This window comes from Erwinia sp. MYb375 (assembly GCF_037479175.1).
Taxonomy (GTDB): Bacteria; Pseudomonadota; Gammaproteobacteria; order Enterobacterales; family Enterobacteriaceae; genus Erwinia; species Erwinia rhapontici.
Genome location: NZ_JBBGZS010000014.1, coordinates 64817 through 82575 on the forward strand (window position 1 = coordinate 64817; position 17759 = coordinate 82575).

At 53.2% G+C, this 17759-nt stretch carries 21 protein-coding genes; 11 read left to right on the plus strand and 10 right to left on the minus strand.

The features are described 5' to 3' along the window. Nucleotides 1-7 precede the first annotated feature (7 nt). Nucleotides 8-988, minus strand: coding sequence for a calcium/sodium antiporter (locus WH279_RS06830; RefSeq protein WP_339455394.1), 981 nt, complete (start codon nucleotides 986-988; stop codon nucleotides 8-10). A gap of 228 nt (nucleotides 989-1216) precedes the next feature. Between WH279_RS06830 and mlaF the strand changes: the two genes are divergently transcribed. The 7 genes from mlaF to murA all read left to right on the plus strand — a co-directional run bounded on the left by mlaF (nucleotide 1217) and on the right by murA (nucleotide 6138). Beyond that, nucleotides 1217-2038, plus strand: a complete 822-nt coding sequence (gene mlaF / locus WH279_RS06835) for a phospholipid ABC transporter ATP-binding protein MlaF (RefSeq protein WP_200642728.1) — start codon at nucleotides 1217-1219, stop codon at nucleotides 2036-2038. Further along, complete coding sequence (mlaE, locus tag WH279_RS06840) at nucleotides 2038-2820, plus strand: lipid asymmetry maintenance ABC transporter permease subunit MlaE (RefSeq protein WP_200642729.1); 783 nt, start codon at nucleotides 2038-2040, stop codon at nucleotides 2818-2820. The genes mlaF and mlaE overlap by 1 nt, the downstream gene beginning before the upstream one ends. 4 nt (nucleotides 2821-2824) lie before the next feature. Beyond that, entirely contained in the window at nucleotides 2825-3385 is a 561-nt protein-coding gene (gene mlaD, locus WH279_RS06845) for an outer membrane lipid asymmetry maintenance protein MlaD (RefSeq protein ID WP_200642730.1), read from the plus strand. Then, nucleotides 3385-4020, plus strand: a complete 636-nt coding sequence (mlaC, locus tag WH279_RS06850; protein ID WP_133844083.1) for a phospholipid-binding protein MlaC — start codon at nucleotides 3385-3387, stop codon at nucleotides 4018-4020. The genes mlaD and mlaC overlap by 1 nt, the downstream gene beginning before the upstream one ends. Continuing rightward, on the plus strand, nucleotides 4020-4316 hold the full coding sequence (mlaB, locus tag WH279_RS06855; RefSeq protein ID WP_133844081.1) for a lipid asymmetry maintenance protein MlaB: 297 nt from the start codon (nucleotides 4020-4022) through the stop codon (nucleotides 4314-4316). The genes mlaC and mlaB overlap by 1 nt, the downstream gene beginning before the upstream one ends. A 225-nt stretch (nucleotides 4317-4541) precedes the next feature. Further along, nucleotides 4542-4796, plus strand: a complete 255-nt coding sequence (ibaG, locus tag WH279_RS06860) for a BolA family iron metabolism protein IbaG (protein WP_062744541.1) — start codon at nucleotides 4542-4544, stop codon at nucleotides 4794-4796. Nucleotides 4797-4875: 79 nt separating this feature from the next. Then, the gene (murA, locus tag WH279_RS06865) at nucleotides 4876-6138 is read left to right on the plus strand and encodes a UDP-N-acetylglucosamine 1-carboxyvinyltransferase (protein WP_133844077.1); all 1263 of its coding nucleotides are present in this window, start codon (nucleotides 4876-4878) and stop codon (nucleotides 6136-6138) included. Between the two features lie 47 nt (nucleotides 6139-6185). Here the strand turns inward: murA and WH279_RS06870 are convergent, their stop codons facing one another. Both WH279_RS06870 and ispB read right to left on the minus strand, forming a co-directional pair. Beyond that, nucleotides 6186-6446 (minus strand): helix-turn-helix domain-containing protein, encoded by a 261-nt coding sequence (locus tag WH279_RS06870; RefSeq protein ID WP_200642731.1) that lies wholly within the window; start codon nucleotides 6444-6446, stop codon nucleotides 6186-6188. A gap of 305 nt (nucleotides 6447-6751) precedes the next feature. Then, complete coding sequence (gene ispB, locus WH279_RS06875) at nucleotides 6752-7726, minus strand: octaprenyl diphosphate synthase (RefSeq protein WP_339455395.1); 975 nt, start codon at nucleotides 7724-7726, stop codon at nucleotides 6752-6754. Nucleotides 7727-7979: 253 nt separating this feature from the next. Between ispB and rplU the strand changes: the two genes are divergently transcribed. The 4 genes from rplU (at nucleotide 7980) to cgtA (ending at nucleotide 10842) form a co-directional block, all read left to right on the plus strand. Continuing rightward, complete coding sequence (gene rplU / locus WH279_RS06880; protein WP_133844071.1) at nucleotides 7980-8291, plus strand: 50S ribosomal protein L21; 312 nt, start codon at nucleotides 7980-7982, stop codon at nucleotides 8289-8291. A gap of 15 nt (nucleotides 8292-8306) precedes the next feature. Continuing rightward, entirely contained in the window at nucleotides 8307-8564 is a 258-nt protein-coding gene (gene rpmA / locus WH279_RS06885) for a 50S ribosomal protein L27 (RefSeq protein WP_013204035.1), read from the plus strand. A gap of 113 nt (nucleotides 8565-8677) precedes the next feature. Further along, entirely contained in the window at nucleotides 8678-9664 is a 987-nt protein-coding gene (locus WH279_RS06890; protein ID WP_339456229.1) for a DMT family transporter, read from the plus strand. Further along, on the plus strand, nucleotides 9661-10842 hold the full coding sequence (gene cgtA, locus WH279_RS06895; protein ID WP_133844069.1) for an Obg family GTPase CgtA: 1182 nt from the start codon (nucleotides 9661-9663) through the stop codon (nucleotides 10840-10842). The genes WH279_RS06890 and cgtA overlap by 4 nt, the downstream gene beginning before the upstream one ends. Before the next feature lie 88 nt (nucleotides 10843-10930). On the opposite strand, the gene WH279_RS06900 is transcribed toward cgtA, so the two are convergent. From WH279_RS06900 to pmrA, 7 genes are all read right to left on the minus strand, one after another. Then, nucleotides 10931-11341 (minus strand): hotdog fold thioesterase, encoded by a 411-nt coding sequence (locus WH279_RS06900; RefSeq protein WP_339455396.1) that lies wholly within the window; start codon nucleotides 11339-11341, stop codon nucleotides 10931-10933. Between the two features lies 1 nt (nucleotide 11342). Then, nucleotides 11343-12101 carry a 2,3-dihydro-2,3-dihydroxybenzoate dehydrogenase gene (gene dhbA, locus WH279_RS06905; protein ID WP_339455397.1) on the minus strand — a complete coding sequence of 253 codons (759 nt, stop codon included), beginning with the start codon at nucleotides 12099-12101 and terminating at the stop codon, nucleotides 11343-11345. Further along, a complete protein-coding gene (locus WH279_RS06910; protein ID WP_339455398.1) occupies nucleotides 12101-12955 on the minus strand; it encodes an isochorismatase family protein in 855 nt (284 codons plus the stop codon). The genes dhbA and WH279_RS06910 overlap by 1 nt, the downstream gene beginning before the upstream one ends. A 16-nt stretch (nucleotides 12956-12971) precedes the next feature. Then, nucleotides 12972-14585, minus strand: a complete 1614-nt coding sequence (locus tag WH279_RS06915; protein ID WP_339455399.1) for a (2,3-dihydroxybenzoyl)adenylate synthase — start codon at nucleotides 14583-14585, stop codon at nucleotides 12972-12974. An 11-nt stretch (nucleotides 14586-14596) separates the two neighbouring features. After that, a complete protein-coding gene (locus WH279_RS06920) occupies nucleotides 14597-15772 on the minus strand; it encodes an isochorismate synthase (protein WP_339455400.1) in 1176 nt (391 codons plus the stop codon). A gap of 268 nt (nucleotides 15773-16040) precedes the next feature. Further along, nucleotides 16041-17096, minus strand: coding sequence for a two-component system sensor histidine kinase PmrB (gene pmrB / locus WH279_RS06925; RefSeq protein WP_339455401.1), 1056 nt, complete (start codon nucleotides 17094-17096; stop codon nucleotides 16041-16043). Next, nucleotides 17093-17755 (minus strand): two-component system response regulator PmrA, encoded by a 663-nt coding sequence (pmrA, locus tag WH279_RS06930; RefSeq protein WP_200642738.1) that lies wholly within the window; start codon nucleotides 17753-17755, stop codon nucleotides 17093-17095. The genes pmrB and pmrA overlap by 4 nt, the downstream gene beginning before the upstream one ends. Nucleotides 17756-17759: the final 4 nt, after the last annotated feature.

Genomic DNA, 17759 nt, shown 5'->3' on the forward strand with positions numbered 1-17759 from the left:
AGTCCTTTTACCAGAAAGTCACAGAGGGGAAGCCATAGAGCATTCCCACCCAGACGATAAATCCGCACAGCAACAATGCGCCAGCCAGCCGACCAATGCGACGACTGCGTTGCAAACAGATTAATGTAAACAGCGCACTGACCCCCAGCATCACCCAGTAATCACGGGCGAAGATCGCGGTGTCGAGCGTGCCGGGATGAATCAGTGCCGGGATGCCCAGTACAATCGCGATATTATAGATGTTTGAACCAATCAGGTTTCCGACGGCGATATCATCTTCGCCTTTTAGTGCTCCGGCAATAACCGTGGCCAGTTCCGGCAGGCTGGTGCCCACTGAAATGATGGTCAGGCCAATCACCAGTTCACTCACGCCAAAATAATCAGCAATGACCGTCGCATTATCGATCACCATCCGCGTAGACATGGGTAACAGGATTAGTGCAACGGCCAGCCACAGAAAAGCAACGGTATTGCCCGCATCATCGCGTGGCAGTTCGGCTAGCTGTTCCCGGGTCAGTGAGTCATTACCGTCGCGTTCAGCCCGACGTGCGATTTTAATGATGAACAACAGATAGATGGCTGCGATAGCGATCAGCGCCAGACCATCATTTCGGCTCAGTTCGTTATCGAACAACGTCACACCGCACAGCAGGGTGACCAGCAGCATTAGTGGGAGCTCACGCCGGATCAGGTTTGAATGTACGGTGAGTGGGTGCAACAGCGCAGCGCCTCCCAATATCAGCAAAATATTGGTAATATTCGACCCCATCACTGTTCCTACGGCAATATCCATCTGTCCATGTGTGGCAGCAGAGAACGAGACAATCAGCTCGGGCAGTGAGGTGCCGATACCCACCACGGTCATTCCGATAATTAACGGGGGAATACCAAAGGATCTGCACAAGATAGCGGCGCTAAACACCAGACGATCGGCTCCATAAACCAGTAAGACTAAACCGATAATCAGTAGTGCTGTAGCGACGAGCATGAAGTGTCCTTGTGGTCAGGTATTATCGTCGAGGGCGGATGGCGACAACGAAGTAAGGCATGGAAAATTTAATGGCAGTGATTTTGACGGTCTCAAAGCAAAAAGTAAAACTTATGCCAACTTTAGCTACGTCACAGAGGTAAGATTCTGTAAAAATGCCCGGCCCGGAGGGTAATACGTTACTATCGGGGGTAAATTAATCGCCTAAAAATAAAGATAGAGGTAACTATGAGCCAGGCGGAGACGAATCTGGTGGATGTCCGGGGTGTGAGTTTCTCCCGTGGCAACCGTCCGATTTTCGATAACATCTCGCTTACGGTGCCCAAAGGGAAAGTCACCGCCATTATGGGGCCATCCGGCATTGGTAAAACCACGTTGTTACGGCTGATAGGTGGGCAGATCCCGCCTGACAGCGGTGAAATCTGGTTCAATGGTGAGAACATTCCCGCGCTGTCGCGTTCGCGTCTTTACGAAGCGCGTAAAAAGATGAGTATGCTGTTTCAGTCAGGTGCGCTGTTTACCGATCTCAGTGTCTTTGACAACGTTGCATGGCCGCTGCGTGAACATTCCCGGCTCCCAGAGCCCTTGCTGAACAGTACGGTGATGATGAAACTGGAAGCCGTGGGATTACGCGGTGCCGCCAATCTGAAACCCTCTGAACTGTCTGGCGGAATGGCGCGGCGTGCAGCTCTGGCCCGTGCGATTGCTCTCGAACCCGATTTGATTATGTTCGACGAACCGTTTGTCGGGCAGGATCCGATTACCATGGGCGTGCTGGTGAAGTTAATCGATGAGCTTAATCACGCTTTAGGTGTTACCTGTATTGTGGTTTCTCACGATGTCCCAGAAGTGCTGAGCATTGCCGATTATGCGTATATTATTGCCGATCAAAAAGTGATTGCGCAGGGGACAGCCCCGCAGTTACGTGAAAATGATGATGCTCGCGTGCGTCAGTTTATTGATGGCATTGCTGACGGGCCCGTGCCATTCCGTTTCCCGGCGGGGGATTATCTGCAAGATTTAGTCGGCTCAGGGAGGGTGAGAGACTGATGTTTCTAAGAGCACTGACGTCACTTGGGCGAACGGGCATTAATACCTGCGCCTCCTTTGGCCGTGCAGGGTTGATGTTATTCCATGCACTGTTTGGCATTCCTCGCTTTCGTAAACATGCGCCATTGCTGATAAAACAGTTGTATAGCGTTGGCGTGATGTCGTTATTAATTATCGTGGTCTCCGGGCTGTTTATCGGCATGGTGCTTGGCCTGCAGGGTTATCTGGTGCTGAAGACATACAGTGCCGAAACAGGCCTGGGCATGATGGTTGCACTGTCGCTGCTGCGCGAACTGGGGCCGGTTGTCACCGCGTTACTGTTCGCCGGGCGTGCCGGTTCAGCACTGACAGCAGAAATTGGCCTGATGAAAGCCACTGAGCAGCTTTCCAGCATGGAAATGATGGCGGTTGATCCTCTGCGGCGCATTATCTCTCCGCGCTTCTGGGCGGGTGTCATCAGTATGCCGTTGCTTACCCTGATTTTTGTCGCGGTGGGTATTCTTGGCGGTGGGCTGGTGGGGGTCAGCTGGAAAGGTATCGATCCTGGATTCTTCTGGTCAGCGATGCAGAATGCAGTCGACCTGCGCACGGATCTTATCAACTGCGTAATCAAGAGCGCCGTTTTTGCGGTGACGGTCACCTGGATTGCGCTGTTTAACGGCTATGACGCCATTCCGACTTCTGAAGGGATCAGTCGGGCAACGACGCGTACCGTAGTACATGCTTCACTGGCAGTGCTCGGTCTGGATTTTGTGCTTACAGCACTGATGTTTGGGAACTGATTCAATGCAAACGAAAAAAAGCGAGATTTGGGTAGGTGCCTTTTTACTGCTGGCGCTGTGCGCGATTATTTTTCTCTGTCTACGCGTTGCCGACCTGAAGTCACTGGGCAATGAACCGACCTGGAAGCTGTATGCTACTTTTGACAATATTGGTGGTCTGAAAGCAGGATCGCCGGTGAAAGTCGGTGGCGTCGTCATTGGCCGGGTTGAAGACATTACCCTTGACCCGAAAAACTACTCACCGAAGGTCACGATGGATATTGAAGATAAATATAACAATATCCCTGACACCAGTTCTCTGGCTGTGCGCACCTCCGGTCTGCTGGGTGAGCAATATCTGGCCCTGAATATCGGGTTTGATGACCCGGAAATGGGAACTGCTACGCTTAAAGATGGCAGCACCTTGCAGGACACCAAATCCGCTATGGTACTTGAAGATCTGATCGGACAGTTCCTGTACAAAAGCGGCGATGGTGACGACAAAAAACAAAATTCATCTGCGTCGGGTGACGAGCCGGCCTCAGTGCCCGCCCCGGCGGCGACAACTCCAGAAGAGGGCAAGTAATGTTTAAACGTTTACTGATGGTGGCGATGCTGGTAATCGCGCCAGTGGCAGCCAATGCCGCAGCGGATCAGACCGATCCTTATAAATTAATGAACGAAGCAGCTGCGAAAACCTTTACCCGGCTGAAGAGTGAACAACCGAAAATTAAGCAGGATCCTAACTATCTGCGTCAGATCGTTCGTGAAGAACTGCTGCCGTATGTGCAGATCAAATACGCCGGGGCGCTGGTACTTGGTCGTTACTACAAAGAGGCCACGCCGGCACAGCGTGATGCCTATTTCAAAGCCTTCGGTGACTATCTTGCACAGGCTTATGGCCAGGCACTGGCGATGTACAACGGACAAACATACCAGATTGCTCCGCCTCAGCCGCTGGGGGATGCCAATATTATTGCTATTCGTGTGACCATCATCGACCCCAATGGCCGCCCGCCGGTACGACTGGATTTCCAGTGGCGTAAAAACAGCGTCACTAATCACTGGCAGGCTTATGACATGATTGCGGAAGGTGTAAGTATGATCACGACCAAGCAGAACGAATGGAGTGACACCCTGCGTACGAAAGGCATCGACGGCCTGACGGCGCTGTTGAAGTCCTACTCGCAGCAGCCGATTTCATTGAATAAGCAGTCGTAATGAGCGAACAACTGCGTTGGGAGGTAGAGACGGATCATCTGCGTCTCTTCGGGGAGTTGGAACGTGAAACGCTGTTGCCACTTTGGCAGCAGCGGGAAGCGGTGATGCAGTGGGTCGAAACGATTGATGTTTCCGGGCTGGATCGCGTCGATTCCGGTGGGCTGGCATTGCTGGTCCATCTCCGGCAGATCGCGATACAGCGTGGAAGAGTTCCGCAGTTTATCGGCATCACCGATAAACTCAGTTCGCTGATCACGCTCTATAACCTGCAGAAAATTATTGTCGGCAGCGACTAAGCCGCCAGAATCGATGCGCCGCGGAGCGACAGCGGAACACCTTGAGTTTGCTCATTTTTACTTCAGGAACTGGTGCGCCGGTTCCTCTTTCATCCTGCCTCCGTATTGTTATCCATTCTCATTTAGTCTTTTACTACTGCTTCTGGCATTTTTTGCTTGTTTAAGAGTGGGGCGGATTCCACTAAGATGTGTGCCTGTTTATTATCAAGTGAATTTGAAAGCATCATGGAAAATAGTGAAATTCAGTCCGTGCTGATGGGCGCGTTACCGCTGCAGGAAGTCCACGTTACTGGTGATGGCAGCCATTTCCAGGTTATTGCCGTCGGTGAACTGTTCGGCGAACTGAGCCGTGTTAAGAAGCAGCAGACGGTCTATGCACCCCTGATGGCTTACATCGCGGATAACCGTATTCATGCGGTTTCCATCAAGACTTATACCCCTGAAGAGTGGGCGCGTGACCGTAAACTAAACGGTTTTTAAGCTGTGCAGCGTTCGCCACGTTTGGCGTGGTGAGAGTCTGAACAGCAGATTTTTTGACTGACAACAGAGAGCAGTTGCAATGGATAAATTTCGTGTACAGGGTCCGACCCGCCTGAGTGGTGAAGTCACAATTTCCGGGGCTAAAAACGCCGCATTACCGATCCTGTTCGCTGCTTTGCTGGCTGAAGAGCCAGTAGAGATTCAGAATGTCCCGAAACTGAAGGACATCGATACCACCATGAAACTGCTCAGTCAGTTGGGTGTGAAGGCTGAACGTAATGGTTCCGTGCATCTTGATGCCAGTGACGTCAATATTTTCTGTGCGCCTTACGACCTGGTGAAGACCATGCGTGCTTCTATCTGGGCCTTGGGGCCGCTGGTGGCACGTTTTGGCCAGGGGCAGGTATCACTGCCTGGCGGCTGCGCCATCGGTGCCCGTCCCGTTGACCTGCATATCACGGGGCTGGAACAACTTGGCGCAGAGATTAAGCTGGAAGAAGGTTATGTGAAAGCCTCGGTTAATGGTCGCCTGAAGGGTGCGCACATTGTGATGGATAAGGTCAGCGTAGGCGCTACCGTCACCATCATGAGCGCCGCAACGCTGGCAACCGGAACAACGGTTATTGAAAATGCTGCGCGTGAGCCAGAAATTGTTGATACCGCAAACTTCCTGAATACGCTGGGTGCGAAAATCACTGGCGCTGGCAGCGATCGTATTACTATCGAAGGCGTAGAACGCCTGGGTGGTGGTGTCTATCGCGTGTTGCCTGACCGTATCGAGACCGGGACATTCCTGGTGGCGGCGGCGATCTCTGGCGGTAAAGTGGTTTGTCGTGCAGCTCAACCGGATACACTGGATGCTGTGCTGGCTAAACTGCGTGAAGCCGGTGCGGATATTGAAGTGGGTAGCGACTGGATCAGCCTGGATATGCACGGTAAGCGGCCAAAAGCGGTGAACTTGCGCACGGCACCACACCCAGGTTTCCCGACTGATATGCAGGCGCAGTTTAGCCTGTTGAATCTGGTGGCAGAAGGTACGGGCGTGATTACTGAGACCATTTTCGAGAACCGATTCATGCATGTGCCGGAGCTGGTTCGTATGGGTGCGCACGGTGAAATTGAGAGCAATACGCTGATTTGCCATGGCGTAGAGAAGCTTTCGGGTGCTCAGGTGATGGCGACCGATCTGCGTGCTTCGGCCAGTCTGGTGCTGGCAGGCTGTATTGCTGAAGGTACGACTCTGGTTGATCGTATCTATCACATTGACCGTGGTTATGAGCACATTGAAGATAAGCTGATGGCACTTGGTGCAAATATTCAGCGCATCAGCGGCGAAGAGTGATTTTTCCGCAATAAAAAAGGGTCGGTATTGAATACCGGCCCTTTTTTTTAACTGCGGATCAGCTTCTTACGATCGATAAGTTGATGTGTTTTTGGATCGTAGTAGCGGCTGGGCCAGATTTCTGCCGGATGCACGTTCAGGGCATCGGCGATCAGCCACTCTCCTTTAGGCCAGGGTCGGCTCAACGTATTCGCTAACGTCGATGAGCTTAAGCCTGCCAGTCTGGATTGGGCGGCGAGAGTGGTTCCTTTTTTGCGCAGTCCGGCAATGATATCGGCAGGGTGCCAGTCTTGCTGAGGGTGTTTCATGTGCTTATCCTCCATGGGCACTTTTGGAAAACAGGGAGCAGATTGCTGTCATCAACTACACCCTGATGTAAGTTTTATTCTGATAAAGCAAATTGTTATATTTAGCAATAACAGGATGTTTATAGCAAATAACTTCCATTAAATTCCAATAAAATTCGGGCATAACTGTTTTTTTGCGTAACGCTACGCAAAATTAAGGATTAAGGACGAGGTTTTAAGGGGGAGTGCGTGAGAAATTTTATTGGAAGGGCAGACGAAAAAACAGAAAGCACGGGTGGGGCGTGCTTTCTGTTCAATTTATGGCATTAGAATTCGCGCTGAACTGACATGTGTGCGAGGGCTTCGAGCGCACTCCGCCATGGTGATTCAGGCAGGGCTTTCAGAGCCGTTATGGCTTTATCTGCTTCTTGTTCCGCGGCATTGCGCGTCCATTCCAGTGAGCCACACTGGTGCATTGCTTCCAGAACAGGTTCCAGTAAATGGCGTCCGTTACCTTCTTCAATCGCAGTACGAATCATGCTGGCTTGCTGCGGTGTTCCGTTACGCATGGCGTGCAATAACGGCAGTGTCGGTTTGCCTTCACTCAGGTCATCACCCACGTTTTTACCGAGCGTTTTGCCATCGGCACTGTAATCCAGCAGATCATCGATGAGCTGGAATGCGGTACCGATGAAGCGGCCGTAATCCTGCAAAGCCCGCTCTTGTTCCGCGTTGGCACCTGCCAAAATGGCCGAGGACTGTGCTGCTGCTTCGAACAGGCGTGCGGTTTTGCTGTAAATGACGCGCATGTAGCTTTCTTCGGTGATGTCCGGGTCATTACAGTTCATCAACTGCAAGACTTCGCCTTCCGCAATCACATTGACCGCTTCAGACATCAGAGCCAGAACTCTCAGTGAGCCGAGGCTGGTCATCATCTGGAAAGAGCGAGTGTAGATAAAATCACCGACCAGCACGCTGGCAGCATTGCCAAACGCGGCATTCGCAGTGGCTTTACCTCTGCGCATATCTGATTCATCCACGACGTCATCGTGTAGCAGCGTGGCGGTATGAATGAATTCGATCAACGCCGCGACGGTAATGTGTTGTTTACCTTCGTAATTATTGATGGCGCGTGCTGCAAGCACAGCGATCATCGGACGGATACGCTTACCTCCGCCACTGATAATGTAATAGCCCAGCTGATTGATGAGGGATACATCCGAGTTCAGCTGGTCGAGTATTGTCGCATTGACGTCCGCCATATCTTGCGCGGTGAGTTCATTTATCTGTTCTAAGTTCATCAGTCTGTTCAGCTATCGCTCAGTTCGCTGCTATGATAAGCGCCTTTACCGTGCCAGTGGCATGAAATGTATGACAGATTGTACTTGAAAAACGCGGCGGTGAAACGTCCCCATTCACGTTGCGTTTTTTTTCTGCAATAGAGCGAAACAGGCTCTTGTCTTTACCTGCGAAGTTGCGTAGAATTCGCGCCCTATTGTGAATATTTATAGCGCAGCCTGAAATCAAAGAAGGCAAGCGCGAAGCGGAGTTTATATGTACGCGGTTTTCCAAAGTGGTGGTAAACAACACCGAGTAAGCGAAGGTCAAACCATTCGCCTGGAAAAGCTGGACATCGCAACCGGCGAAGTCGTTGAATTCGACCAGGTTCTGATGATTGCTAACGGCGAAGACGTTAAAATCGGCGCACCTTTAGTTTCAGGTGGCGTGATCAAGGCTGAAATCGTAGCTCACGGTCGTGGCGACAAGATCAAGATTGTTAAGTTCCGTCGTCGTAAGCATTACCGTAAGCAGCAGGGTCACCGTCAGTGGTTCACTGATGTGAAGATCACTGGCATCAGCGCATAACAGGAGACCTGACAAATGGCACATAAGAAAGCTGGTGGTTCGACCCGTAACGGTCGTGACTCCAACGCAAAACGTCTAGGCGTAAAACGCTTCGGCGGCGAATCTGTACTGGCTGGTAGCATCATCGTTCGTCAGCGTGGCACCAAATTCCACGCGGGCACCAACGTAGGCTGCGGTCGTGACCACACCCTGTTTGCAACTGCAAACGGCAAGGTCCAATTCGAAGTTAAAGGCCCGAACAACCGTAAATACATCAGCATCGTTGCTGAGTAATTAGGTTTTCGTGCCGCGGAACGGCTGTTAAGCCGTTCACTGCTGCGAAAATAAAAGCCCCGCACTAGACTGCGGGGCTTTTTACATTCTGCCAGGGAACACTGATGTCAGTCATCAAACAACAGGCTGGAATGGGTATTGCGCTTGCGCTGGTTACCGCCATGAGCTGGGGTTCGTTACCCATTGCGATGAAAGTGGTGCTGCAGGTGATGGATCCGTTCACTGTGGTGTTCTATCGTTTTTTTCTCGCAGCGTTAGGCTTGGGCACGATTCTGGCCTTGAAACGTCAGTTGCCGCCGCGTGATTTCTTCCGACACCCGCGTTGGATGCTGTGGGTGATGATCGCTACCGCCGGACTGGTGGGCAATTTCATCTTGTTTGGCTCTTCATTGCAGTATCTCAGCCCGACTGCGTCCCAGGTGATTGCCCAGTTGGCCCCTCCTGGTATGATGCTTGCCAGCGTCTTTATCCTGAAAGAAAAGATGCGCGGCAGCCAGATTATCGGTGTCTGTATGCTGCTGTGCGGGTTGGTGATGTTTTTTAATACCAGCCTGGTGGAAATCTTTACCCGTCTGACCAATTACACCTGGGGTGTGATTCTGGGCGTCAGTGCAGCACTGGTGTGGGTGGTTTATGGCGTGACGCAAAAAATTTTGTTGCGTCGACTCGGCTCGCAGCAGATCCTGTTTTTGCTGTACACTTTATGTGCAGTGACGTTATTGCCTTTTGCGCACACCGATCTGGTGTGGCAACTGGACAGATGGCAGCTTGGATGCCTGATTTTTTGTGTGCTGAATACCCTTGTGGGTTACGGCGCACTGGCGGAAGCCTACGCACGCTGGCAGGCGGCTCAGGTCAGCGCAATTGTGACGCTAACGCCACTTTTTACCCTGCTGTTTTCAGAATTTTTATCGCTTGGCTGGCCCGACTTTTTTGCCATCCCACAACTCAATACCTTAGGGTTTGTCGGAGCAATCGTTGTGGTGTCAGGCGCCATGTTTTCCGCAATTGGTCATCGCTTATGGCCACGGCGGAGCAATCCCGTTCCGGTGCCACCTGCATCGGGCCACGGGCGTATGAGTGACGGAGAAGTAAAATGAAGTTTGTTGATGAAGCGACGATCCTGGTAGTGGCTGGCGATGGCGGTAACGGCTGCGTGAGCTTCCGTCGTGAGAAATATATCCCTCGTGGCGGTCCGGACGGTGGTGATGGTGGCGATGGCGGCGATGTGTATATGCAGGCCGACGAAAACCTGAATACTCTGATCGACTATCGTTTTGAAAAATCCTTCCGTGCTGAACGTGGGCAGAACGGCCAAAGCCGTGACTGTACCGGTAAACGCGGTGTGGACATCGTTGTTAAAGTACCCGTCGGAACGCGCATTATTGACCAGGGAACCGGTGAAACCCTCGGTGATATGACGCATCATCAGCAGAAGATGATGGTCGCTAAAGGCGGTTGGCACGGTCTGGGCAACACCCGTTTCAAGTCATCCGTTAACCGTACCCCACGCCAGAAAACCATGGGTACGCCGGGTGAAAAGCGTGATTTACAGCTGGAACTGATGCTGCTGGCTGACGTGGGTATGCTCGGCCTGCCTAACGCAGGTAAATCGACCTTTATTCGCGCTGTTTCTGCTGCGAAACCTAAAGTGGCGGATTATCCGTTTACCACTCTGGTGCCAAGCCTCGGTGTTGTTCGTATGGACAGCGAGCAGAGCTTTGTTATTGCCGATATCCCGGGTCTGATCGAAGGGGCTTCGGATGGTGCAGGTCTGGGTATTCGCTTCCTTAAACACCTTGAGCGTTGCCGTGTTCTGTTACACACCATCGATCTGGCACCGATCGACGAAAGCGATCCGATTGAAAACGCGCGCATCATCCTGGCTGAGCTGGAGAAATACAGCGATAAGCTGTTCCAGAAGCCACGCTGGCTGGTGTTCAACAAAGTGGACCTGCTGGATGAAGAAGAAGCCGCATCGCGTGCTAAAGCCATTGCAGACGCTCTGGGATGGACAGAGAAATACTATCTGATCTCTGCGGCAAACCGCTCAGGCGTTAACGCACTGTGCTGGGACCTGATGTCCTTCATCATTGCTAACCCGAAAGAAGCTGAACTGGAAGCGAAACAGCCAGAGAAAGTGGAATTCATGTGGGATGACTATCATCGTCAGCAGCTGGAAGAAACCCAGCCAGAAGTTGAAGAAGAAGATGATGACTGGGATGACGACTGGGACGAAGACGACGAAGAAGGTGTCGAAACCGTCTATCAGCGTTAATCTTTGCTAAAAAAATAGGGTGCCACTGGCGCCCTATTTTTTTGTGCTTAATCACGGTTATTCCCATGTGGCACCGCACATCTGTGCTTTAGCCGATAATGGCGGTTGTCAGTCGTGCAATACAGCACAGCTGATCCTGCGCATTCATAATCTCAATCTGCCAGACCTGATTCATACTGCCGCTGTGAAGCGCCCGGCAGACGCCGCGTACGGTTCCGCTATAGACCGCACGCAGATGGCTGGCGCTGACTTCAATGCCTACCACGTTCTGACCCGGCTGCGAGCAGAGCCAGCCTGCCATTGACCCCAGCGATTCTGCCAACGTCACTGAGGCACCACCGTGCAGCAGCCCAAACGGCTGCTGTGTGCGGGCATCCATGGGCATAGTGGCTTCCAGCCAGTCAGGCTCCAGCCGGGTAAAGACCATCCCTAACCCGGCAATCAGCGTACCTTCTGCCATCTGATTTAGTTCAGTCAGGCTACTTTGTCGTTTCCACATATCAGGCACCCAGAGTGGCTCCACCATCGACAACAATATCCTGCATCACAATATGACTGGCGCTGTCAGAGGCGAGGAACAATACCGTGTTGGCGATTTCCTGAGGCTGGGCAATTTTCTGCAACGGAATACCCAGTTTGTACTGATCGGGGTAGCCGGCGATCATCTGCTGCTCGTCTTCCGGTTTATGCCACAGGCTGCGTTGCATCGCGGTGTCTGTGGAGCCTGGAGACACTATATTGCAGCGGACACCAAAGGGAGCCATTTCCAGCCCGACAGTGAGGCACAGGCTGCGCAGGGCTGCTTTTGAAGCACCGTAAGCTGACATACCGATACGCGGCGCGTGTGCTGCATTGGAGGCCACCGTCACAATCGCGCCGGCACGTTGCTGACGGAACAGCGGCAGTGTTTGCTGGAACAGATTGAATGCCCCCCCGGCGTTGACGGCCATGCAGGCCTGCCAGTCCTCCACCGCGAGTTCCTCGGTGCTGCCAGTACGTAAAATACCGGCGGCATTCACCAGCACATCCAGGCGGGGTGTATCTGACAGCAGGCGCTGACAGACACGTTTCACCTGTTCGGCATCGGAAATATCGACAATGGCGCGCTGGAAGGGGTAATCGCTTTGCGAAAACTGCTTATCAAATCCCACCACAGAGGCACCCGCAGCAACAAATGCCAGCGCAGTATGATAACCAATCCCCTGGCCCGCGCCGGTGATCCACACCTGTTTATTGCTAAAGTCAAAACGGCATGACATTACGCAGGCTCCCTCGACAGCAGTGCCCACCAGCCATCAATACTGGGATTTTTTGCCAGGGCGATGAAGTCGATATCGCTATGCACCTGGCGCCAGCGGGCTGCCAGCGCCATCATGCGCACCGAATCCAGTCCATAATCCACCAGATTTTCGCTATCAAGGAGGTCATCGCTGTCTTCATCCAACAGTGGCAGGACCACGGCACGTAGCTGCTCTTTGCTTTGTGGCAGTGGGAGCAGTGTTTCCGTCATGACAACGCGGCCGCTGCGACCTGCGGTATAGGTTAGCGACATCATATGTTCTTCGCGGCTGAAGTCTGCCAGGGCGTCAGCCACCATAAATGGCTTGATGTTGCGCATAAATGCGTCGGTCGCGGTGGTCAGACAGCCAATGTGAGCATATACGCCACAGATAATCAGCTGGTCGCGGCCGGTTTCATTCAGGATTGACTCCAGCGGTGAGCGGTGAAATGCGCTGTAACGCCATTTCACCAGCACCTGGTCATGTTCATCCGGTGCCAGTGCAGCCACGACTTTCTGCTGATCAGGATGTTTGTTGAGGCCAGGCCCCCACATGTCGTTTAGCAGAGCGCGATCTTCAGCACTTTGCTCATTGGGCTGTGCGGTGTAGAACACCGGGATCCCCTGGGATTTGCAGTATTCGCGTAACCGGGCAATATTGGCGACGACTTGTTCAATCAGCGGGCTGTCTTCACCCCAAAAATTGAGAAAATACTCCTGCATATCGTGGATCAGTAACGCGGCACGCGCCGGTTCAAAGGCCCAGTTCACTTTGTTGGCAGGTAGTTCGGCTGCGGTTGGCAGCGCGTAAGAATTTAACGTTGGAATAGCCATGACTCTCTCCTGAAAATTATCCGTTCTGCTGAGTGGCCAGCTGCTGGCGCAGGCGTTTTTTGTCCACTTTTCCCACCGGGGTGAGCGGTAGCTCATCGACACATTCAATGCGATCCGGCAGTTTGAATTCGGCCACGCCCAGTTCACGCAGATGACGACGTAAGACCACCGGTTTTAGCGCACGACGCGCGACAATAAACGCACAGCTTTTCTCACCCATCAGGTTGTCTTCCATGGATACCAGCGCAGCATGGATCACGTCCTCATGGCGCAGCAGCAGGTTTTCGATCTCTTCCGCTGCGATCTTTTCGCCACCGCGGTTGATCTGATCCTTCTCGCGCCCCTGAACGGTGATGTAGCCGTCTGCTGCGATGGCGATCAGATCGCCGGAGCAGTAGAAACCCTGATCATCGAAGCTGGCAGCATTGTGCTCCGGGCTATTGTAGTAACCACGGAAGGTATAAGGGCCGCGCGTCATCAGGCGGCCGGTTTCTCCCGCAGGCAGTGGCTGACCATGCTCATCCGCGACCCAAACCTCGTCGTCGTCAGAGATCGGACGGCCCTGCGTAGTGAGAATATGCTGCTGGTCATCGTCCAGACGGGTGTAGTTCACCAGACCTTCGGCCATGCCAAACACCTGCTGGAGCTGGCAGCCAATTTCTTTCTGGATGCGTGAGGCCAGTGATTCACTGAGTTTGGCACCGCCAACCTGTAGCAGTGTTAGCGATGTCAGTGCACGGTTGCTGCCCCATTCCTGTATCGCCTGTAACCACAGGCTGACGGCCGGTGGCACCAGTGCAGCTACGTTAACCTGATGTTGTTCAATCAACGGGAAGCAGAGGTTGGCACTGGGATCGTTCGCCATCACGACACAGCCACCCGCGTAGAACACGCCGAGGGAACCTGGTGAGCTCATCGCATAGTTATGGGCGGCGGGCAGGGCATTCAGATAACGGGTCTGCGCGTTGAATTCACAGATCTCAACGCTGCCACGAATGCTGTAGTAATAATCATTGTGGGTACGCGGGATCAGTTTCGGTGTTCCGGTACTGCCGCCGGAGAGCTGGAAGAAGGCCACTTCATCGGCAGCAGAGGGGCTGGCAATAAAATCGCCAGCATCTGCGTCAATCAGGCCTGACAGTGAAAGTGCAACACTGTTCTCATTGTGTAATGCCACGACCTTCAGCGCCGGGAAATCCTGCCGGAGCTGATTGAGGTAATCATCGTTGCTAAACAGGCTGTGCTGGCGGTCGGCAATCAGCAGCACGGGTTGAATTTGCAGCGCATAGGCGCTCAGTTCGTTGCGCTGATGGCTGAAGAGTGCGTTAACAGGGGCGACGCCAATTTTCAGCAAGGCAAAAAAGGTGACGTAGAATTCCGCAATGTTACCCAGTTGTACCAGTGCCGTGTCACCTGACTTCAGACCACGGCGTTGCAGCGAGGCAGCCAGGCGATCGGACTGCTGTGCCAGCTCGTGGTAGCGATAATGGCGTGTGCCGTCAATCACGGCTACGGTGCTGCTGTCAGCGTGACGTTGCAGAATGTCCGTTAACGGCAGATCCAGCCAGTAACCTTTAGCGCGATACTGTGTGGCCAGATCGTCCGGCCAGCGAGAATAAGGGATGGTCATGACAGCACTCTTTAGTTCAGGCCAAAAGCCCGTAGCATGGTGTTCAATTTGACGCCGGTTTCCCGCCATTCGGATTCCGGGCTGGAAGCCGGAACGATACCGGCACCGGCAAACAGGCGAACGCGGTTACCGTTCACTTTGCCGCAGCGGATGGTGACGACCCATTCACCGTTGCCGTGCTCATCGCACCAGCCGACGATGCCGCCAAAGAGGCCCCGATTGAACGGTTCCAGTTCAGCAATCAGTTTCTGGGCAGTGGTATGCGGGAAGCCGCTCAGCGCCGGCGTTGGATGCAGCAGGCAGGCCAGTGACAGGGCTGTATCTGCTTTCTGGCTCACCTCACCTTCAATTGCGGTGCCCAGATGCCAGAGTGTTGAGGTGGTCAACAGCTCCGGGGTCGCTGGCAGGGCGAGGTAAACGCTGCGGGGTTGCAGCACATCGCGCATGGCATCGGTCACCAGCTTGTGTTCGTAGCGATCCTTGGTAGATGCCATCAGCTGTTGCCCGGCCTGACGATCTTTCTGCTCATCGCTTTCACGACGCGCCGAACCGGCCAGTGGATGGGTGTAATAGCGGCTGTCATGCTTGCGCATCAACAACTCCGGGCTGGCCCCCAGCAACGAACCGCCTTCCGGAAGTGCAACGTGGAAGTTATAGCTTCCAGGATTCTGCGTCATCAGGCGCGTCATCAGGTTGGCAATATCGATCTTCTCGGTAGTGACGATTTCCATCAGGCGTGACAGCACCACTTTGTCCAACTGCTTCGTTGTGGTCGCTTCAATGGCCTGGGCGACCATCTGCATAAAGGCGTCCTGCTCCGGCAGAGCAGTACGGCGCATGACGTCAGGAAGCTCACTCTTTGGCGCGCCCATTTGTTGCAGATACGCCTTGCCATCGAAGTACTGGCTGGATTCGGGGATAAACAGGGAAGAAGGCTGGCTGGCATCGAAGGGGATCGCCCCGACGAGGACGGGGTGAGCAATTCCCTGGCGTTTCGCATCAAGGAATCGTTGCCGGATTTCATGTTGAAATCCGCTTTGTAGCGCCTCGCCACCGAATGCAGGGGTGGTGACGGTGGTAAAGCAGCCCTGTGCTGCCAGACTGCGCCAGGGAGACATAAAGAAAAAACCACTGGCGGCTGCCTGTGAGGCAAACTGTAGCGTACTTTCTGACGTTAACGATTCCATTGGGCATCCTTATTTAAATGATAAACGTAGTAATAACTATTATCATTTGCTTTCAGGTGCAGTAAACTACGTCGATTATTGTGGAGTGTCAATAAAGGTAAATTAATTTAATTATCGTAAAGACATCCTTACACGGTGGATGCTGTACGCAAGCCGTGCTGCCATTACCTGTGAAAAGGCATGCCAGAGGAATCCACATAAAAGGTAAGCATTGCTGATTAGATGCCCGTGGGATAACAGAGGGTTTTAGGCGGGTAGCAGGAAACGTTTAGTCAAGCTGATGGGGTAACCAGCAGCTGGCCTTGAGGCCACTGCGATCGCTACGGTTCGTCAGACTGAGGTGCCCACGATGGATTTGCACAATGCGCTGGACGATATTCAGGCCAAGTCCGCTACCACCATAGCGACGATCCATCCGACGGAAGGCTTTGATGGCATCATTTACCATACTGGCATCAATGCCGGAGCCTTCATCGTGGACACTGACCCGGCTTCCGGCTTCATCATCTTCCACCAGCAACGTAATCGTGCTGCCCTCTGGACTGTAACGTGAGGCATTCTCCAGCAGGTTACGCAGCATCAGCCTCAGCAAGATGGCATCGCCTTGTACCGTGCGTATTGTCGTGCTGCTGACAATAAGATGCTGCTGACGCAGGGCCAGTAGTTCATCCATTTCCTGGCGCAGCGGGTCAATGACATCATGCCAGTTCAGTGTCTGATAATGGCCGCTGGCCAGGGCCTGACCGGCGCGTGACAACATCAGGAGCTGCTCAATAACATGCATCAGTTGATCGATTCGCTCAACCAGCATCGGCCCCTGTTTTACCCCTTCCTGCTCCAGCAGTTCAAGGTGTAACCGCAGACCTGCCAGCGGCGTACGTAGCTCGTGTGCCGCATCAGCGGTGAACAGCCGCTCCTGCTGTAGCGTATTATCAAGGCGGCCCAGTAGCTGGTTTAACGCCCCTGTGACCGCCACAATTTCATCCATTTCTGAATGCAGCGGCAGGGGAGAGAGATTGTCAGCAGAGCGGGTAACCAGGTTTTGTTGAAGCGATCGCAGCGGGCGGATAATCCAGCTGATTGCCCAGAATGAAAGCAGCAGGGTAAAGCAGACCATCACCAGCGAAGGCAGAAGCAGAGAGGCAATGGCCTCGCGGATTTCATTTTCTACCTGGTCATTACGGGCGTGTGCAGAGAGGGTCTCATTGACCAGAAAACTGATCTGTTCACGGCTTTCATGCCACAGCCAGAGCGCGCTCATCAGCTGGCAACTCAACAAAATGAGCGTCAGCATAATCAATAAACGCCGACGCATACTGTTCATGCGCGTTCTTCCAGACGATAGCCAACGCCACGCACAGTTTTAATCCGGTCTTTACCCAGCTTGCGCCGCAGATTATGAATATGGACTTCAAGGGTATTCGAGCCGGTATCATCTTGCCAGCTGTAGAGGTCCTGCAGGAGTGTTTCCCGGTGCACCGTTTGACCGATGCGCATCAGCAAACGCGTTAACAGAGAAAACTCTTTAGGTGTCACCTCGACGGGCTGATTATCGACGGCGACCTGTTGCGAAGAGAGATTAAGTGCGAGATCGCCATGCTGCAACAGGTTATCGCTTCTTCCCTGATAGCGTCGGATCAGTGCACGAACGCGGGCTTTCAGCTCAACCAGCGCAAAGGGTTTGATCAGATAGTCATCTGCTCCGGCATCCAGCCCGTCAACACGGTCAGATAATGCATCGCGTGCTGTCAGGATCAACACCGGCAAATTAACCTGCTCTTTGCGCCACTGCCGCAGCAGATCGGCACCATCACGATCCGGCAACCCAAGATCCAGAACAATCAGGCTGTACTGACCGCTGTTCAAATACGCAATGGCCTGCGCGGCGCTGGCCGCACAGTCCACAGCATAACCTTCACCCGTCAGGGCGAGGGTTAATCCCTGTTGCAGGAGCGTATCATCTTCAACGATCAGTATTTTCATTGGC